Origin of the sequence: Limnohabitans sp. T6-5 (genome assembly GCF_003063315.1) — a bacterium.
Classification (GTDB): domain Bacteria; phylum Pseudomonadota; class Gammaproteobacteria; order Burkholderiales; family Burkholderiaceae_C; genus Limnohabitans_A.
Genome location: NZ_NERV01000005.1, coordinates 149,698 through 163,845 on the forward strand (window position 1 = coordinate 149,698; position 14,148 = coordinate 163,845).

Consider the following 14,148-nt stretch of genomic DNA (forward strand, 5'->3'; position numbering starts at 1 on the left):
ACCACTCTGCAAACTTCAGAGCCTGATCGGCCAGTCGCGCAGACCTCTTTGAAGGGTAATCCCTGTGTCCCCGGGGGCGCTTTTCACCCTGTTTGGGGGCTTGTGGGCGGGGGCGCCATGGTAAAGTGAATTGTCAAATTTAGCTGTATTCCTATGACCCATTTGCCCGAGCAAGCGCCCGCCGAGGTGGCTGCTGATGAACCTGATGAGGCCACCCGTGTGCCTTTGAAAATTGAAGACTGGCTCACGGTCATCGTGATGGGGTTGCTGTCGCTCATCACCTTTGCCAATGTGCTCGTTCGCTATTTCACCGACCAGTCCTTTGCCTGGACCGAAGAGTTTTCTGTGTTTTTGATGATTGTTTTGGCCTTGGTGGCGGGTTCGGCCTCGGTGGCCCGCAACCGGCAAATCCGCATCGAATACTTTGCCGACAGTGGCTCTGAAAAACGCCAGCTCGCTTTGGCCCGTTTTGGCGCCTTGATGGTGTTTGTGCTGTTTGCCCTGATTGCGGTGCTGAGTGTGCGCGTGGTCTGGGACGACTTCCGTTTCGGTGAAACCTCGCCAGGCATTGGCGTGCCGCAGTGGTGGTACACCATCTGGCTGCCGGTTTTGTCGGTGGCCATTGCGGGGCGTGCTCTGGGCTTGTTCATCCGTCGGGGGCGTCAGCCATGATTCCAACCCTCCTGTTTGTGGCTTTCGTGGTCATGATGCTGATGGGCGTGCCCATTGGCGCCGCTTTGGGTTTGGCCGGTGCGGCTTGTATTGCCTTGGCGAACTCGGACGCGCAGTGGTTTGGCCTGCTGGCCGTGCCGCAAAATTTTTACGCCGGTCTGGGCAAGTACCCGCTGCTGGCCATTCCCATGTTTGTGCTGGTGGGCTCCATTTTTGACCGTTCGGGCGTGGCGCTGCGCTTGGTCAACTTTGCGGTGGCCATCGTCGGCCGTGGCCCGGGCATGCTGCCTTTGGTGGCGATTGTGGTGGCCATGTTCTTGGGCGGTATTTCCGGCTCAGGCCCGGCCAACGCGGCAGCGGTGGGCGCGGTGATGATCGCCGCCATGTCGCGTGCCGGTTACCCGGCGGCGTTTTCGGCCAGCGTGGTCGGGGCGGCTGCGGCCACCGACATTTTGATTCCGCCTTCGGTGGCCTTCATCGTGTATTCGGTGCTGGTGCCCGGTGCCTCGGTGCCTGCGCTGTTTGCTGCGGGCATGATCCCCGGCGTGCTGGCGGGCATTGCCCTGATCGTGCCCACCGTCTGGATGGCGCGCAAACACAAGATGGGCGCTTACGAAGCGAGTTTGCCGCGCCCTGAGTTGTGGAAAAGCTTTGTCGAGGCCACTTGGGGCTTGGCTGCGCCGATCTTGATTTTGGGTGGCATGCGTGCAGGCTGGTTCACGCCGACCGAGGCGGCGGTGGTGGCGGTGTTTTACGGCCTGTTCGTGGGCATGGTCATTTACCGCACCATCAAGATGCGTGACCTGTTTGTCATCCTGCGGGAGTCGGGCGAGCTGTCGGCTGTGATCTTGCTGGTGGTGTCGCTGGCGGGTATTTTTGCCTTCTCGCTGTCCACGCTGGGGGTGATTGACCCGATCACAAATGCCATCGTTAACTCGGGCTTGGGCGAGTACGGCGTGCTGGGTCTGCTCATCCTCATGCTGATCACCGTGGGCATGTTCCTCGACGGCGTGTCGATTTTCCTGATTTTTGTTCCGCTCTTGTGGCCCATTGTGCAGTTCTACAAATGGGACCCGGTCTGGTTTGGCGTGATCCTCACGCTCAAAGTGGCGCTGGGCCAATTCACGCCGCCTTTGGCCGTGAACCTGATGGTGTCTTGCCGCATTGCCGGGGTACGCATGGAAGAGACCGTGCGCTGGGTCGGCTGGATGCTGTTTTCGATGTTCCTGGTCATGCTGGCCGTGATTGCCTGGCCCGAACTGGCTTTGTGGCTGCCACGTTACCTGGGTTACTGATTTTCATTTTTCAACAAGGAGACAACCATGAAACTTCGTCGTCATTTGCTCAGCTTGCTGGCCGTTGCTGCTGGCCTCGGTGCCTTCACTGCCCCGGCCTTGGCCGCCGATTACAAGGCCGAGTACCGCATGTCGTTGGTGTTGGGCCCTCCCACACCCTGGGGCCAAGCGGGCAAGATGTGGGCCGACATGGTCAAAGAGCGCACCCAAGGCCGCATCAACATCAAGCTGTACCCCGGCGTGTCCTTGATTCAGGGCGATCAGACCCGCGAATTCAGCGCACTGCGCCAAGGCGTGATCGACATGGCCGTGGGCTCGACCATCAACTGGTCACCCCAGGTCAAGGAACTGAACCTGTTCTCGCTGCCCTTTTTGATGCCCGACTACGCCGCCATTGACGCGCTGACGCAAGGCAGTGTGGGCCAGAAAATTTTCCAGACCCTCGACAAATCGGGCGTGGTGCCTTTGGCCTGGGGTGAAAACGGCTTTCGTGAACTCACCAACTCCAAGCGCCCCATCAAGTCGCCTGCTGACTTGAAGGGCATGAAAATCCGCGTCGTGGGCTCGCCCATTTACTCGGACATGTTCAGCGCCATGGGTGCCAACCCCACCCAAATGAGCTGGGCCGATGCGCAACCGGCCCTGTCCAGCGGCGCGGTGGACGGCCAGGAAAACCCGCTGTTCTTGTTCACCGTGCTGAAAATGCACACCGTGGGCCAAAAGTTCGTGACCACCTGGGGCTATGTGGCCGATCCGCTGATCTTTGTGGTCAACAAGGACATCTGGGCATCGTGGACACCGGCTGACCAGGCCATCGTGCGCCAGGCCGCTGTGGATGCCGGCAAAGCCGAAATCGCCATTGCCCGCAAAGGCTTGATTGAGGCCGACAAGCCCGTCCTCAAAGACATCGCCGCCATGGGCGTGACGGTGACCTCGCTCACCGCCGACGAGCGCGAGGCCTTCGTCAAAGCCACCCGCCCCGTCTACGACAAGTGGAAAAACACCGTGGGCGCAGCGCTGGTGAAGGAAGCCGAAGCCGCAGTGGTCGCACGCAAGAAGTGACCTCCACACCGGACAAGCCAGCCCGGCTTTGGTGAGTCAGCCGCTTGTCTCTGTATCGCAGCCCCCCGACATGCCGGGGGCTGCGGGCTCAGCAGGTGAACCTGCAATGTCGGCGTCTTCGACCGCCGACCTGCAAAAACCAACGCCTTCGTAGGTCGGCACTCGAAGAGTCCGACATGTATTCGCACGCCCACAGCGCCCCCAATCGGCGCGAACGATGCAACCCGCAACGTCGGGGTCTTCGACCGCCGACCTACAAAAACCAGCGACGGCGTAGGTCGGCACTCGAAGAGTCCCACATGTTTTCGCACACCCACATCGCCCTCAATCGGCGCGAACGATGCAACCCGCAACGTCGGGGTCTTCGACCGCCGACCTACAAAAACCAGCGACGGCGTAGGTCGGCACTCGAAGAGTCCGACGTTTTCAGATGAACCAAGGGCAATCCCTGACTTCTGGAATGCGAAAGCCCCGCTTAGGTAAACGAAGATTGTTCAAAATCATTCAGCACATCAAGATACATCAACCCCCAGTGGGGTGACGCTGGCCCGTCAGACGTTCGCTCCACGACCTGAAGGAGAAAAAAATGAGCAAAGCCCGATTGGTAGAAGACAAAGTCGTCGTGGTCACCGGCGCAGGTGGCGGCATTGGCCGCGACATCGCGCTGGCCATGGCGCGTGAGGGCGCCAAAGTGGTGGTCAACGACATCGGCGCGTCCGTCTCGGGCGAAGGCCAAGACGCAGGCCCCGCACAAAAAGTGGTGGACGAAATCAAAGCGATGGGTGGTCAGGCCGCGGCCAACACCGACAGCGTGTCCGACGCCGCAGGCGCAGCCCGCATCATCCAAACGGCCATCGACAGCTTTGGCCGCATCGACGTGGTGGTCAACAACGCCGGCATTTTGCGCGACCGCTTCTTCCACAAGATGAGCATGGACGAGTGGGACGCGGTGCTCAAGGTGCACCTGTACGGCGCCTTTTACGTCAGCCGCGCAGCCGCCCCGCACTTCAAGGAGCAAGCAAGCGGCAACTACATCCACATGACGTCCACCTCGGGCTTGGTGGGCAACTTTGGTCAGGCCAACTATTCAGCGGCCAAGCTGGGTGTGACGGCGCTGTCCAAATCGATTGCGCTGGACATGGAAAAGTTCAATGTGCGCTCGAACTGCATTTCGCCCTTTGCCTGGAGCCGCATGATCGGCTCGATCCCGACCGAGACGCCCGAAGAGCAGGCCCGCGTCGAGCGCATCAAGCAAATGACGCCCGCCAAGATCGCGCCCATGGCCGTGGCCCTGGCCAGCGACGCCTCGGCCCATGTGAACGGCCAGGTCTTTGCCGTGCGCAACAACGAAATTTTCTTGATGAGCCAGCCGCGCCCCATCCGCTCGGTGCACCGCAGCGAGGGCTGGACGCCGCAGTCGGTGCTGGACCAGGCCATGCCCGCGCTCAAGTCGAGCTTCTTTGACCTGGAGCGTTCGGGCGACGTGTTCAGTTGGGACCCGATCTGAGGCGATGAGCATGGCTAACGAAAACAAAAATTCAGGCGTGTTCGCGCAGCACCAAGCCGCCTTGGCCGAAGGCCGTTTCCTGATCCAGCAATGCGGTGATTGCAGCCAGCACATTTACTTTCCGCGTGAGGTCTGCCCGCACTGCGTCAGCAACGAACTCGCGCTGGTGCCCCCATCGGGCCTGGGCACGGTGTATTCGGTCACCACGGTGCGCCGCAAGCCCGACGCGGGTGGCGACTACAACGTCTGCCTGATCGACCTGGACGAAGGCGTGCGCTTGATGGCCCGCGTGGACATGGACCCTGTCGACGCCGTGCAGGTGGGCCAGCGGGTGCAGGCCCGTGTGGAGGTCGACAAAGGCCAAGGCGTGGTGGTGTTTGACCCGGTCAGCACAGAGGCTACGTCGGCCAAGCCCGTGCCCCGTGGCCCGGCCGCATCGGCAGCGGTGCATTCGTCCACCGGCCTCAAGGCCTTGCGCGGCAGCGCCGCCATCGCAGGTGTGGCCACCTTTGGTTGTGGTGAAGCCACGGGCTTCACCGAGATGGAAGTGCTGGCCCGCGCTGCGCGTGCGGCTGTGGCCGATGCTGGACTCAAGATGAGCGACATCGACGGCCTGTGCACCGCCAGTGTGCTGTCCACCATGTGGCCCATGCCCGTGACCGAGTATTTGGGCATCAACCCGCGTTACATCAACGGCACCATGCTGGGTGGCTCCAGCTTTGTGGCGCACCTCTTGCCCGCCATGATGGCTTTGCAGTCGGGCCAGTGCAACGCGGTGCTGGTGTGCTACGGCAGCACGCAGCGCACGTCCACCTTTGGCCGCGCCGAGATCGCCCAGGCCCGCCGTGTGATGGACCCGCAGCCTTACGAAACCCCCTACGCCCCGATGCAGCCGCTCAGCGCCTACGCGCTGGCCACGCGCCGGCACATGCACCAATACGGCACCACCCGCCGCCAGCTGGCCGAAGTGGCCGTGGCTGCCCGCGCCTGGGCGCAGCGCAATCCCGAAGCCTTCATGCGCGATCCGCTGTCGATCGACGAGGTGCTCAAGGCCCGCATGGTGTCCGACCCCTTGTCGGTGCGTGACTGCTGCCTGGTCACCGACGGTGGCGGCGCCTTTGTGCTGGTGCGTGCCGACCGTGCGCGTGACCTGCCGAAGAAACCTGTTTACGTGTTGGGCAATGCCACCGCCAACTGGAACCGCCAGGTCTCGTCCATGCACGACCTCACCGTCACCTCGGCCAGCCAGTCGGGGCGCGAAGCTTTTGCCATGGCGGGCCTCACGCCCGCCGACATGAACGTGGTGCAGCTGTACGACGCCTTCACCATCAACACCTTGCTCTTTCTGGAAGACCTGGGCTTTTGCAAAAAAGGCGAAGGCGGCGCATTTGTCGAAGGTGGCGCGATCGCACCCGGTGGCCGTTTGGCGGTCAACACCAACGGCGGCGGCTTGTCGTGCACGCACCCGGGCATGTACGGCATCTTCACCCTGATCGAAGCCGTGCGCCAGTTGCGCGGTGAAGGCGGCGATCGCCAAGTGGCGGGTGCGCAAACCGCGCTGGCCCACGGCAATGGCGGCACGCTGTCGAGCCAGTCCACCGCCATCCTCGGTCTCGAAGAGGTGCTTTGAACACCATGCACACGCTCTTGTCCCGCCCCTTTGGCACTTTGCCCGAGCTGTTGGCCAGCTACGCGCAAACGCGGCCAGCGCACCCGGCCCTGGTGCTGGGCGAGCAGGTGCTGAGCTTTGCCCAGCTGCATGCGCGTGTGCAGCAGGTGGCCGGTGCTTTGCAGCGCGATGGCGTGCAAGCGGGCCAGGCGGTGGCGATCTGCGCGGCCACCTCGCTGGCTTATGTGTGCACCTTTCTGGGTGCGGTGCAAGCCGGTGTGACGGTTGCGCCCCTGCCCCCCACGGCCACGCCCGAGCAGCTGCAAATGCTCTCGGCCAATGCGGGTGCGGTGCGGGTCTTTCTCGATGCACAGACCCAGGCGTGCTGGGATGGCACGGCGCTGCCATGTGTGTTGCTGGATGAGCCCGCCTGGTCGCAGTGGTTGCAAGGCGCGCCGCAGCCACTGCCCGTGCCGCGTCAGCCACACGAGCCTTTCAACATCATTTACTCCTCGGGCACCACCGGTCTGCCCAAGGGCATCGTGCAGCCCTGCGGCATGCGCTGGGTCCAGCTGCAGCGCTCCACCGCGACGCCAGACGCAGTCACGCTGCTGCCCCTGCCGATGTATTCGAATTTCACGCTCACCTACCTGTTCGGGGCCATGGGCCAGGGCGGCACCGTGGTGCTGATGGACAAGTTCGACGCCGGGCGCTATCTGGCGCTGGCTGTGCAGCACCGCGCCACGAATTCGGTGCTGGTGCCGGTGCAGTTTCGCCGCATCATGGATCACCCGGATTTCGAACGCACCGACCTGTCCTTGCTGCGCCGCCGCTTCTCGGCCGGTGCGCCCTTTGTGGCCGAACTCAAGGCCGAGGTGTTGCGCCGCTGGCCCGGCGAGGTGATCGATTTTTATGGCATGACCGAAGGCGGTGGCCGCACCGAACTGCATGCGCACCTGCACCCCGACAAGCTGCACACCGTGGGCCGCGTGAGCGCAGGCAACGACATCCGCCTGATCGACGAAGACGGACGCGAACTGTCCCTGACCGAAATGGGCGAGATCGTCGGCCACTCGGCCACCATGATGAGCGGCTACCACGGTCTGCCCGAAGCCACCCACGCCGCCGAATGGTTCGACGCCAGCGGCAAACGCTTCATCCGCACGGGCGATGTGGGCCGTTTTGATGCCGATGGCTTTTTGATCCTGATGGACCGGCGCAAGGACATGCTGATTTCCGGCGGGCTCAATGTTTACCCCAGTGACCTCGAAGAGGTCCTGCGTCAGCATCCGCAAGTGCGCGATGTGGCGGTGGTGGGTGTGCCCTCCGAGCGCTGGGGAGAAACCCCGGTGGCCTTTGTGGTGCCCGCACCCGGCCACACCGACACCGAAGACCGCCTGTGCGCTTGGGCCAATGAACGTCTGGGCAAAGCCCAGCGGCTGGCCTGCGTGCAGTTCATCGACGCCCTGCCGCGCAGCGAAGTGGGCAAGGTGCTCAAACGCCAGTTGCGCGAACAGCTGCAACGTGCCGTTCCCTGAAATTTCCTCAACTGTTGAACCACCATGATCCGAGATCCCGAAACCTTTGAAGCCTTGCTCGATTCCGTGCGCCGTTTTGTGCGCGAGCGTCTGGTGCCCGCCGAGAACGAAGTGGCTGAAACCGACGAGATCCCGGCAGACATCGTGCAGGAGATGCGCGAGATGGGCCTGTTTGGTCTGACGATTCCTGAAGCCTATGGTGGTCTGGAGCTGACCATGGAAGAGGAGTCGCGCCTGCTGTTCGAGCTGTGCAAGACCTCGCCTGCTTTCCGCTCGGTGATCGGCACCACGGTGGGCATTGGTTCGCAGGGCATCCTGATGGACGGCACCGAAGAGCAAAAAGCCTATTACCTGCCCAAGCTGGCCACCGGCGAGTTGTCGGCTTCGTTCGCGCTGACCGAGCCCGATGTGGGCTCGGACGCGGCTTCGCTGCGCACCACGGCCATCAATGACGGTGACCACTACATCGTCAACGGCACCAAGCGTTACATCACCAACGCACCGCATTCCAAGATCTTCACGCTGATGGCCCGCACCAACCCGGCCGACAAAGGCGCGGGCGGCGTGTCGGCCTTCATCGTCGACGCCCAATCGCCCGGCATCAGCCTGGGCAAGAACGACAAGAAGATGGGCCAAAAGGGTGCCCACACCTGCGACGTGATGTTTGACAACGTGCGTGTCCCGGCCGCCAACCTGATCGGAGACAAAGAGGGCCAAGGCTTCAAGACCGCGATGAAGGTGCTCGAAAAAGGCCGCATCCACTTGGCGGCCGTGTGCGTGGGCGTGGCCCAGCGCATCTTGGACGACGCGCTGCGCTACGCCATCGACCGCAAGCAGTTCGGCCAGTCGATCGCCGAGTTCCAGCTGGTGCAGGCCATGCTGGCCGACAGCAAGGCCGAGGTGTACGCCGCCGAGTGCATGGTGATCGACGCCGCACGCAAGCGCGACGAAGGCCGCAGCGTCTCGACCGAAGCCTCGTGCTGCAAGATGTTCGCGTCCGAGATGTGCGGCCGCGTGGCCGACCGTGCGGTGCAAATTCTGGGTGGCGCGGGTTACTTGTCCGAGTACGGCATCGAGCGCTTCTACCGCGACGTGCGCTTGTTCCGCTTGTACGAGGGCACCACGCAGATCCAGCAGATCATCATTGGTCGCAACATGGTGCGCGAAGCACGCGCCTGAATTCCGCTCATCTATTTCAAAAACAAACAGGAGACACACCATGCAGAAGTTCACACGCCGACTGGCTTTGACCACCCTCAGCAGCCTGGCTTTGCTGGGCGCAGGCCATGCGCTGGCGCAGACCCCCAACACTTACCCCAACCAGCCCATCAAGTTCATCGTGCCTTATCCGGCCGGTGGCGCCACCGACGCGCTGGCCCGCATGGTGGCCCAGAAGATGCAGGACAACTGGCAGCAAAGCGTGGTGGTGGAGAACAAGTCCGGCGCGGGCGGCACCATCGGTGCCAACCAAGTGGCCAAAGGTCCTGCCGATGGTTACACCGTGCTGTTCAGCATCGTGGCCTTGGTGCAGCAGATTCCCCTGATGAAGCTGCCCTATGACCCCCTCAAGGACTTCGCGCCCATCAGTCGCGTGGCCATCAGCCCCAGCGTGCTGGCGGCTGCGCCCAACCTGCCGATCAACACCTTGCCCGAGTTCATCAAGATGGTGAAGGCCGAACCCGGCAAGCACAGCATCGGTTCTTATGGTCCGGGCACCTCGGCCCACCTGCAAGGCGCGCTGCTCAACACGCAAACCGGTCTTGACCTGATGCATGTGCCCTACCAGGGCGGCGCACCCTTGGTGACCGCCATGATGGGCGGTCAGCTGTCCTCGGCCTTTCTGGATGCGGGCTCGTCCAAACAGCACCTGCCCAAGTTCAAGCTGTTGGGCGTGACCGGCACCGAGCGCCTGTCCTGGTTGCCCAATGTGCCCACGCTCAAGGAGCAGGGCCTCAACTCTTATGAGCCCATGGGCTGGTTCGGCCTGTTCTTGCCAGCGGCCACACCCAAGGCCGTGGTGGACAAGTTCTCGGCAGAGACCCAGCGCATCCTCAAGCTGCCCGAGGTGCGCGAGAAAATCGAAGCCATGGGCCTGATCCCCGGTGGCGAGACCACCGAGAGCTTTGCCAAGGTGATGAAGTCCGATGCCGAGGTTTATGCACGCATCGTGCGTGACGCCAAGATCACTTTGAATTGAACCTGGCATGAAAACCCGCGTCACCGAAGCGCTGGGCATTCGCTATCCCATCATCCAAGGCGGCATGCAATGGGTGGGCAAGGCCGAGCTGGTCTCGGCCGTGTCCAACGCCGGGGGCCTGGGCGTGCTGACGGCATTGACCCAGCCCACACCCGAAGCACTGGCGGCCGAGATCGCACGCACGCGCGGCATGACCGATCGGCCCTTCGGCGTGAACCTCACCATCCTCCCCTCGATCAAACCGCCACCCTATGCCGAGTACCTGCAGGCCATCATCGACAGCGGCGTCAAGATCGTCGAGACCGCAGGCAACAGCCCCAAGGACTTCATCGGACGCATGAAGGACGCGGGCATCACCATCGTGCACAAATGCACCTCGGTGCGCCACGCCTTGTCGGCCGAGCGCAATGGTGTGGACATGGTCAGCATCGACGGCTTTGAATGCGCGGGCCATCCCGGTGAAGACGATGTGCCCGGCTTGGTGCTGATCCCGCTGGCGGTGCGCGCGCTCAAGGTGCCTGTGATCGCTTCGGGCGGCATTGCCGACGGGCGCGGCATGGCCGCTGCCTTGGCCTTGGGAGCCGAAGGCGTCAACATGGGCACCCGCTTTCTGGTCACGCAGGAAGCGCCGGTGCACGACAACATCAAACAGGCCCTGGTGGGCGCGAGTGAGCGCGACACGAAGTTGATGTTCCGCACGATGCGCAACACCACCCGCGCCTGGAGCAACGCCGTCTCGCAAGAGGTGGTCGCCACCGAAAACCGCGAAGGCGGTTGCAGCTTTGAAGACATCCGCCACCTGGTCGCAGGTCAGCGCGGCAACCAGGCCCTGCAATCGGGTGATGTGGATGGGGGCGTGGTGGCGGCCGGTCAGGTGATTGGCTTGATCGACGATGTGCCCAGCTGCGCCCAATTGTTGGAACGCATGGTGGCCGAATGCCGCCAGCAATTGCAGCAGGCCAGCCGTTGGGCTGCAGCCTGAACAGGATGTGTGAATGAGCGAGATCGACACCTCTACCCTCTACGACAAAGTGGCGTTTGCCAAGCTGCTGGACTTGCGCCGCGAATTCGCCGAAGGCGGTGTCTCGCGCATGGTGCTCGACGCCCGCCCCGAGCTGACCAACAACTTTGAGAACGTGCACGGCGGCGTCATCATGACCATGCTCGACATGGCCATGTCGAGTGCCGCGTTGTCCAAAGCCGACTTCAAGAAGGCCGTCATCACGGTCGACATGTCCACCCACTTTTTGCACCCGGGCAAAGGCCGCTTGGTGGCCCATGGCCGCGCCGTGGGTGGCGGCAAGAGCATCTGCTTTTGCGAAGCCCACATCGAAGACGCCGCAGGCCAACGGGTGGCCAGCGCCATGGGCGCGTTCAAGTACGTGGACCCGCGCTGAACACAGCGTTCATAACAACACAAGGAGACAAGCCATGACACAGACACATCGTTCTTTCAGTCGCCGCTGCTGCATACTGGCCGCAGGCGCTGCCTTGGCCTGCCTGGCAGGCAGCAGCTGGGCACAAACCCAGAGCACCGGCCCCACGGTCAAGCTCATCGTGGGTTACGCCGCAGGCGGCCCGGTGGACTCGGCCGCGCGCGTGTTTGCCCCGGTCTTCAGCCGTGAGCTGGGCCAGCCGGTGATTGTGGAAAACCGCTTGGGCGCAGGCGGTGCGGTGGCGGGCAACAGCGTGGTCAAAGCTGCGCCCAATGGCCAGGAGATTTACTTCGCGGCCAGCCCCACCATGACCATCAGCCCGCATGTGCTGAAAGCCATGACCTTTGACCCGCTCAAGGACCTGACGCCGCTGGCGCCCATCTTGAGTTACGCCAATGTGCTGGTGATCAACCAGAACCAGCCCTTCAAGACCTTGCCCGAGCTGGTCGCGCATGCCAAGGCCAATCCAGGGCAGCTGGCCTACGGCTCGGCCGGCATGGGCGCGTCCAATCACCTGAGCGGCGAGCTGTTTGCACGCCGTGCCGGCATCAGCATGACCCATGTGCCCTACAAGGGCAATGCCCCGGCCATGACCGATGTGATGGGCGGCCAGATCCAGATGATGTTCGACATCGTGGGTGGCGCCAAGTCCTACATCGACGGCGGCAAGGTGCGTGCGCTGGCCGTCACTTCCAAAGAGCGCAACCCGGCTTTCCCGCAGCTGCCCAGCATGTCCGAGTTGGGCATCCGCGACTACGACATCGGTGGCTGGTATGGCCTGTACGGCCCGCTGGGCATGAACGCTGACGTCAGCCAGCGCGTCGCTGCCGCCACGGGCCGTGCCTTGCAGGACGCCGAGCTGCGCAAGCGCTGGATCGACCAAGGCTACGTCATCTGGAACGCCAAGGCGTCAGACCTGGCCGAGCGCATGCGCCGCGAGCACGCGCTGTGGGCCGAAGTGACCAAAGGCATGGCGTTCGAATAAAACATGTTCCACACATCCCCACACACCCGAATCCACCAGCTGTTCGACGAGCGCGCTGCGCAGGCCCCCGACCACCCCTTCCTCTTCATGCCCGACCGGGTGATGACACTGGCCGAGTTGGCCCACCAAGTGAATGCGCTCGAAGCTGAGCTGCGCGAAGCCGGTGTGCGCTTGGGTGACCGCGTGCTGGTCGCCGCAGAAAACTGCCCCGAGCATGTGGCCTTGGTGCTGGCCTGCAGCCGCGTGGGCGCTTGGGCCTGCGGGGTCAATGCGCGCATGACGGCGTCTGAGCTGGCGGGCTTTGCTGCCAAGGCCGACGCCCGCGTGTTGTATTTCACCGTGGGGGTGTCGCCAGCGGCGCGCCAGCATGCGCAGCAGTACGACACACGCGAGAGCGTTTTGCCTGCGCTGCGCCGCACTCTGGCCGATGCGCAAGCCACGGCGCAAACGGGCGACCTGGCCGAGCGTGTGGCCGCCATCATCTTCACCTCGGGCACGACCGGCCAACCCAAAGGCGTGATGCTCACGCACGCGGGCCTGCTGCAGTTCGGCAAGGTGTCTGCGCAGTCGCGCCAACTGGTGCCCACAGACCGCTCATATGCCTACCTGCCGATGACGCACATCTTTGGTCTTGGCACCGTGCTCATGGCCTCGCTGCACGCAGGTGCTGGCCTGCTCATGCGCAGCCAGTTCGATCCAGCCGACGTGTTTGACGCGCTGGCCCACCAGGGGCTGACGCAGTTGCAAGGCCCGCCTGCCATGTTCACCCGCTTGCTGGCCTGGCTCGACGGCCAGGGCATCGATCACCCCGCAGCGCCTGACTTGCGTTACGTTTACACCGGTGCAGCGCCGCTGGACCTGAGCGTCAAAAAAGCCATCGAGGCGCGCTTTGGTCAGCCCCTGCACCACGGCTATGGCCTGTCGGAATACGCAGGCGCGCTCACGCTGTGCCGCCGGGGCGAATGGCGCGACGACACCAGCGCCGGTTACCTGGTTGAAGGGGCCGAGCTGCGCATCCTCGGTCCTCAAGGACAAGACCTGCCTGCAGGCGAGACGGGCGAAATCTGGATGCGCGGTGTGGGCCTGATGCCCGGCTATTTCCGCGACCCCGAGATCACCGACCAGGTCATGAAGCCCGGCGGCTGGTACGCCAGCGGCGACCTGGGCCGACAGGACGCCGATGGCGCTTTGCAGGTGGTCGGGCGGCTGAAAGAGATGATCATCCGCTCCGGCTTCAATGTGTATCCCGGCGAAGTCGAAGCGGTCTTTTTGGCCTGGCCTGGTGTGCAGCGTGCGGCCGTGGCCGGGCGCAAAACCGCTGACGGCAACGAAGACATCCTGGCCTTCATCGAAGCCAAGCCCGGTGTGCAGATCGACCTGGACGCTCTCAAGGCCCACGCCCATGAACACCTGTCGCCCTACAAACGGCCTTCAATGGTGACGCTGGTGGCCGAGATGCCCATGACCCTGAGCGGCAAGGTGCTCAAGCGTGAACTGGTCGAGCAGTACAGCCAAGCGTGAAACCCTGACCGTGGCCGCGTCCCTTTATCCCCCTGTAGGAGCGGCGCCCCCGCCGCGATGGACCTGCGCAGACCCAGACCCATCGCCCCGAGGGCGGGGCTCCCACAAAGAGATGCAGCCTTGCAAGTCATGGTATTCCTCTGTAGGAGCGGCGCCCCCGCCGCGAAGGGCTTACGCAGACCCAGACCCATCGCCCCGAGGGCGGGGCTCCCACAAAGAGATGCAGCCTTGCAAGTCATGGTATTCCTCTGTAGGAGCGGCGCCCCCGCCGCGATGGGCTTGCGCAGACCACGACCCATCGCCCCGAGGGCGGGGCGCCTGCACAA

At 63.4% G+C, this 14,148-nt stretch carries 12 protein-coding genes and 1 pseudogene; all 13 read left to right on the plus strand.

The genetic code is table 11. The features are described 5' to 3' along the window. The first annotated feature begins 153 nt into the window (after positions 1-153). The 13 genes and pseudogenes from B9Z51_RS17560 to B9Z51_RS17615 all read left to right on the plus strand — a co-directional run bounded on the left by B9Z51_RS17560 (position 154) and on the right by B9Z51_RS17615 (position 13,822). Positions 154-672, plus strand: a complete 519-nt coding sequence (locus B9Z51_RS17560; protein WP_108376460.1) for a TRAP transporter small permease — start codon at positions 154-156, stop codon at positions 670-672. Beyond that, positions 669-1,967 carry a TRAP transporter large permease gene (locus B9Z51_RS17565; RefSeq protein ID WP_108376461.1) on the plus strand — a complete coding sequence of 433 codons (1,299 nt, stop codon included), beginning with the start codon at positions 669-671 and terminating at the stop codon, positions 1,965-1,967. The genes B9Z51_RS17560 and B9Z51_RS17565 overlap by 4 nt, the downstream gene beginning before the upstream one ends. Before the next feature lie 27 nt (positions 1,968-1,994). Further along, positions 1,995-3,029, plus strand: a complete 1,035-nt coding sequence (locus B9Z51_RS17570) for a DctP family TRAP transporter solute-binding subunit (RefSeq protein ID WP_108376462.1) — start codon at positions 1,995-1,997, stop codon at positions 3,027-3,029. 586 nt (positions 3,030-3,615) lie between these two features. Then, positions 3,616-4,536, plus strand: a complete 921-nt coding sequence (locus tag B9Z51_RS17575) for an SDR family NAD(P)-dependent oxidoreductase (RefSeq protein ID WP_108376463.1) — start codon at positions 3,616-3,618, stop codon at positions 4,534-4,536. Positions 4,537-4,546: 10 nt separating this feature from the next. Next, positions 4,547-4,870 (plus strand): annotated as a pseudogene (locus tag B9Z51_RS18950) (Zn-ribbon domain-containing OB-fold protein); the annotation flags it as partial. A 111-nt stretch (positions 4,871-4,981) separates the two neighbouring features. Further along, positions 4,982-6,166 (plus strand): thiolase, encoded by a 1,185-nt coding sequence (locus B9Z51_RS17580; protein ID WP_369959557.1) that lies wholly within the window; start codon positions 4,982-4,984, stop codon positions 6,164-6,166. Positions 6,167-6,171: 5 nt separating this feature from the next. Beyond that, on the plus strand, positions 6,172-7,683 hold the full coding sequence (locus B9Z51_RS17585; protein ID WP_108376464.1) for a class I adenylate-forming enzyme family protein: 1,512 nt from the start codon (positions 6,172-6,174) through the stop codon (positions 7,681-7,683). A gap of 24 nt (positions 7,684-7,707) precedes the next feature. Then, a complete protein-coding gene (locus B9Z51_RS17590) occupies positions 7,708-8,862 on the plus strand; it encodes an acyl-CoA dehydrogenase family protein (protein WP_108376465.1) in 1,155 nt (384 codons plus the stop codon). 40 nt (positions 8,863-8,902) lie between these two features. Continuing rightward, entirely contained in the window at positions 8,903-9,880 is a 978-nt protein-coding gene (locus B9Z51_RS17595; protein WP_108376466.1) for a tripartite tricarboxylate transporter substrate binding protein, read from the plus strand. 7 nt (positions 9,881-9,887) lie between these two features. Further along, entirely contained in the window at positions 9,888-10,862 is a 975-nt protein-coding gene (locus B9Z51_RS17600; RefSeq protein WP_108376467.1) for a nitronate monooxygenase family protein, read from the plus strand. A gap of 13 nt (positions 10,863-10,875) precedes the next feature. Next, complete coding sequence (locus B9Z51_RS17605) at positions 10,876-11,277, plus strand: PaaI family thioesterase (RefSeq protein WP_108376468.1); 402 nt, start codon at positions 10,876-10,878, stop codon at positions 11,275-11,277. Positions 11,278-11,311: 34 nt separating this feature from the next. Next, entirely contained in the window at positions 11,312-12,301 is a 990-nt protein-coding gene (locus B9Z51_RS17610; RefSeq protein ID WP_108376469.1) for a tripartite tricarboxylate transporter substrate binding protein, read from the plus strand. Positions 12,302-12,304: 3 nt separating this feature from the next. Further along, positions 12,305-13,822 carry a class I adenylate-forming enzyme family protein gene (locus B9Z51_RS17615; protein WP_108376470.1) on the plus strand — a complete coding sequence of 506 codons (1,518 nt, stop codon included), beginning with the start codon at positions 12,305-12,307 and terminating at the stop codon, positions 13,820-13,822. Positions 13,823-14,148: the final 326 nt, after the last annotated feature.

Bases quoted from the DNA above. Each gene is read 5' to 3' on its own strand.
- B9Z51_RS17560 (WP_108376460.1), top strand. From the start codon at position 154: ATGACCCATTTGCCCGAGCAAGCGCCCGCCGAGGTGGCTGCTGATGAA.
- B9Z51_RS17615 (WP_108376470.1), top strand. From the start codon at position 12,305: ATGTTCCACACATCCCCACACACCCGAATCCACCAGCTGTTCGACGAG.
- B9Z51_RS17585 (WP_108376464.1), top strand. From the start codon at position 6,172: ATGCACACGCTCTTGTCCCGCCCCTTTGGCACTTTGCCCGAGCTGTTG.
- B9Z51_RS17565 (WP_108376461.1), top strand. From the start codon at position 669: ATGATTCCAACCCTCCTGTTTGTGGCTTTCGTGGTCATGATGCTGATG.
- B9Z51_RS17605 (WP_108376468.1), top strand. From the start codon at position 10,876: ATGAGCGAGATCGACACCTCTACCCTCTACGACAAAGTGGCGTTTGCC.
- B9Z51_RS17610 (WP_108376469.1), top strand. From the start codon at position 11,312: ATGACACAGACACATCGTTCTTTCAGTCGCCGCTGCTGCATACTGGCC.
- B9Z51_RS17595 (WP_108376466.1), top strand. From the start codon at position 8,903: ATGCAGAAGTTCACACGCCGACTGGCTTTGACCACCCTCAGCAGCCTG.
- B9Z51_RS17590 (WP_108376465.1), top strand. From the start codon at position 7,708: ATGATCCGAGATCCCGAAACCTTTGAAGCCTTGCTCGATTCCGTGCGC.
- B9Z51_RS17570 (WP_108376462.1), top strand. From the start codon at position 1,995: ATGAAACTTCGTCGTCATTTGCTCAGCTTGCTGGCCGTTGCTGCTGGC.
- B9Z51_RS17600 (WP_108376467.1), top strand. From the start codon at position 9,888: ATGAAAACCCGCGTCACCGAAGCGCTGGGCATTCGCTATCCCATCATC.
- B9Z51_RS17575 (WP_108376463.1), top strand. From the start codon at position 3,616: ATGAGCAAAGCCCGATTGGTAGAAGACAAAGTCGTCGTGGTCACCGGC.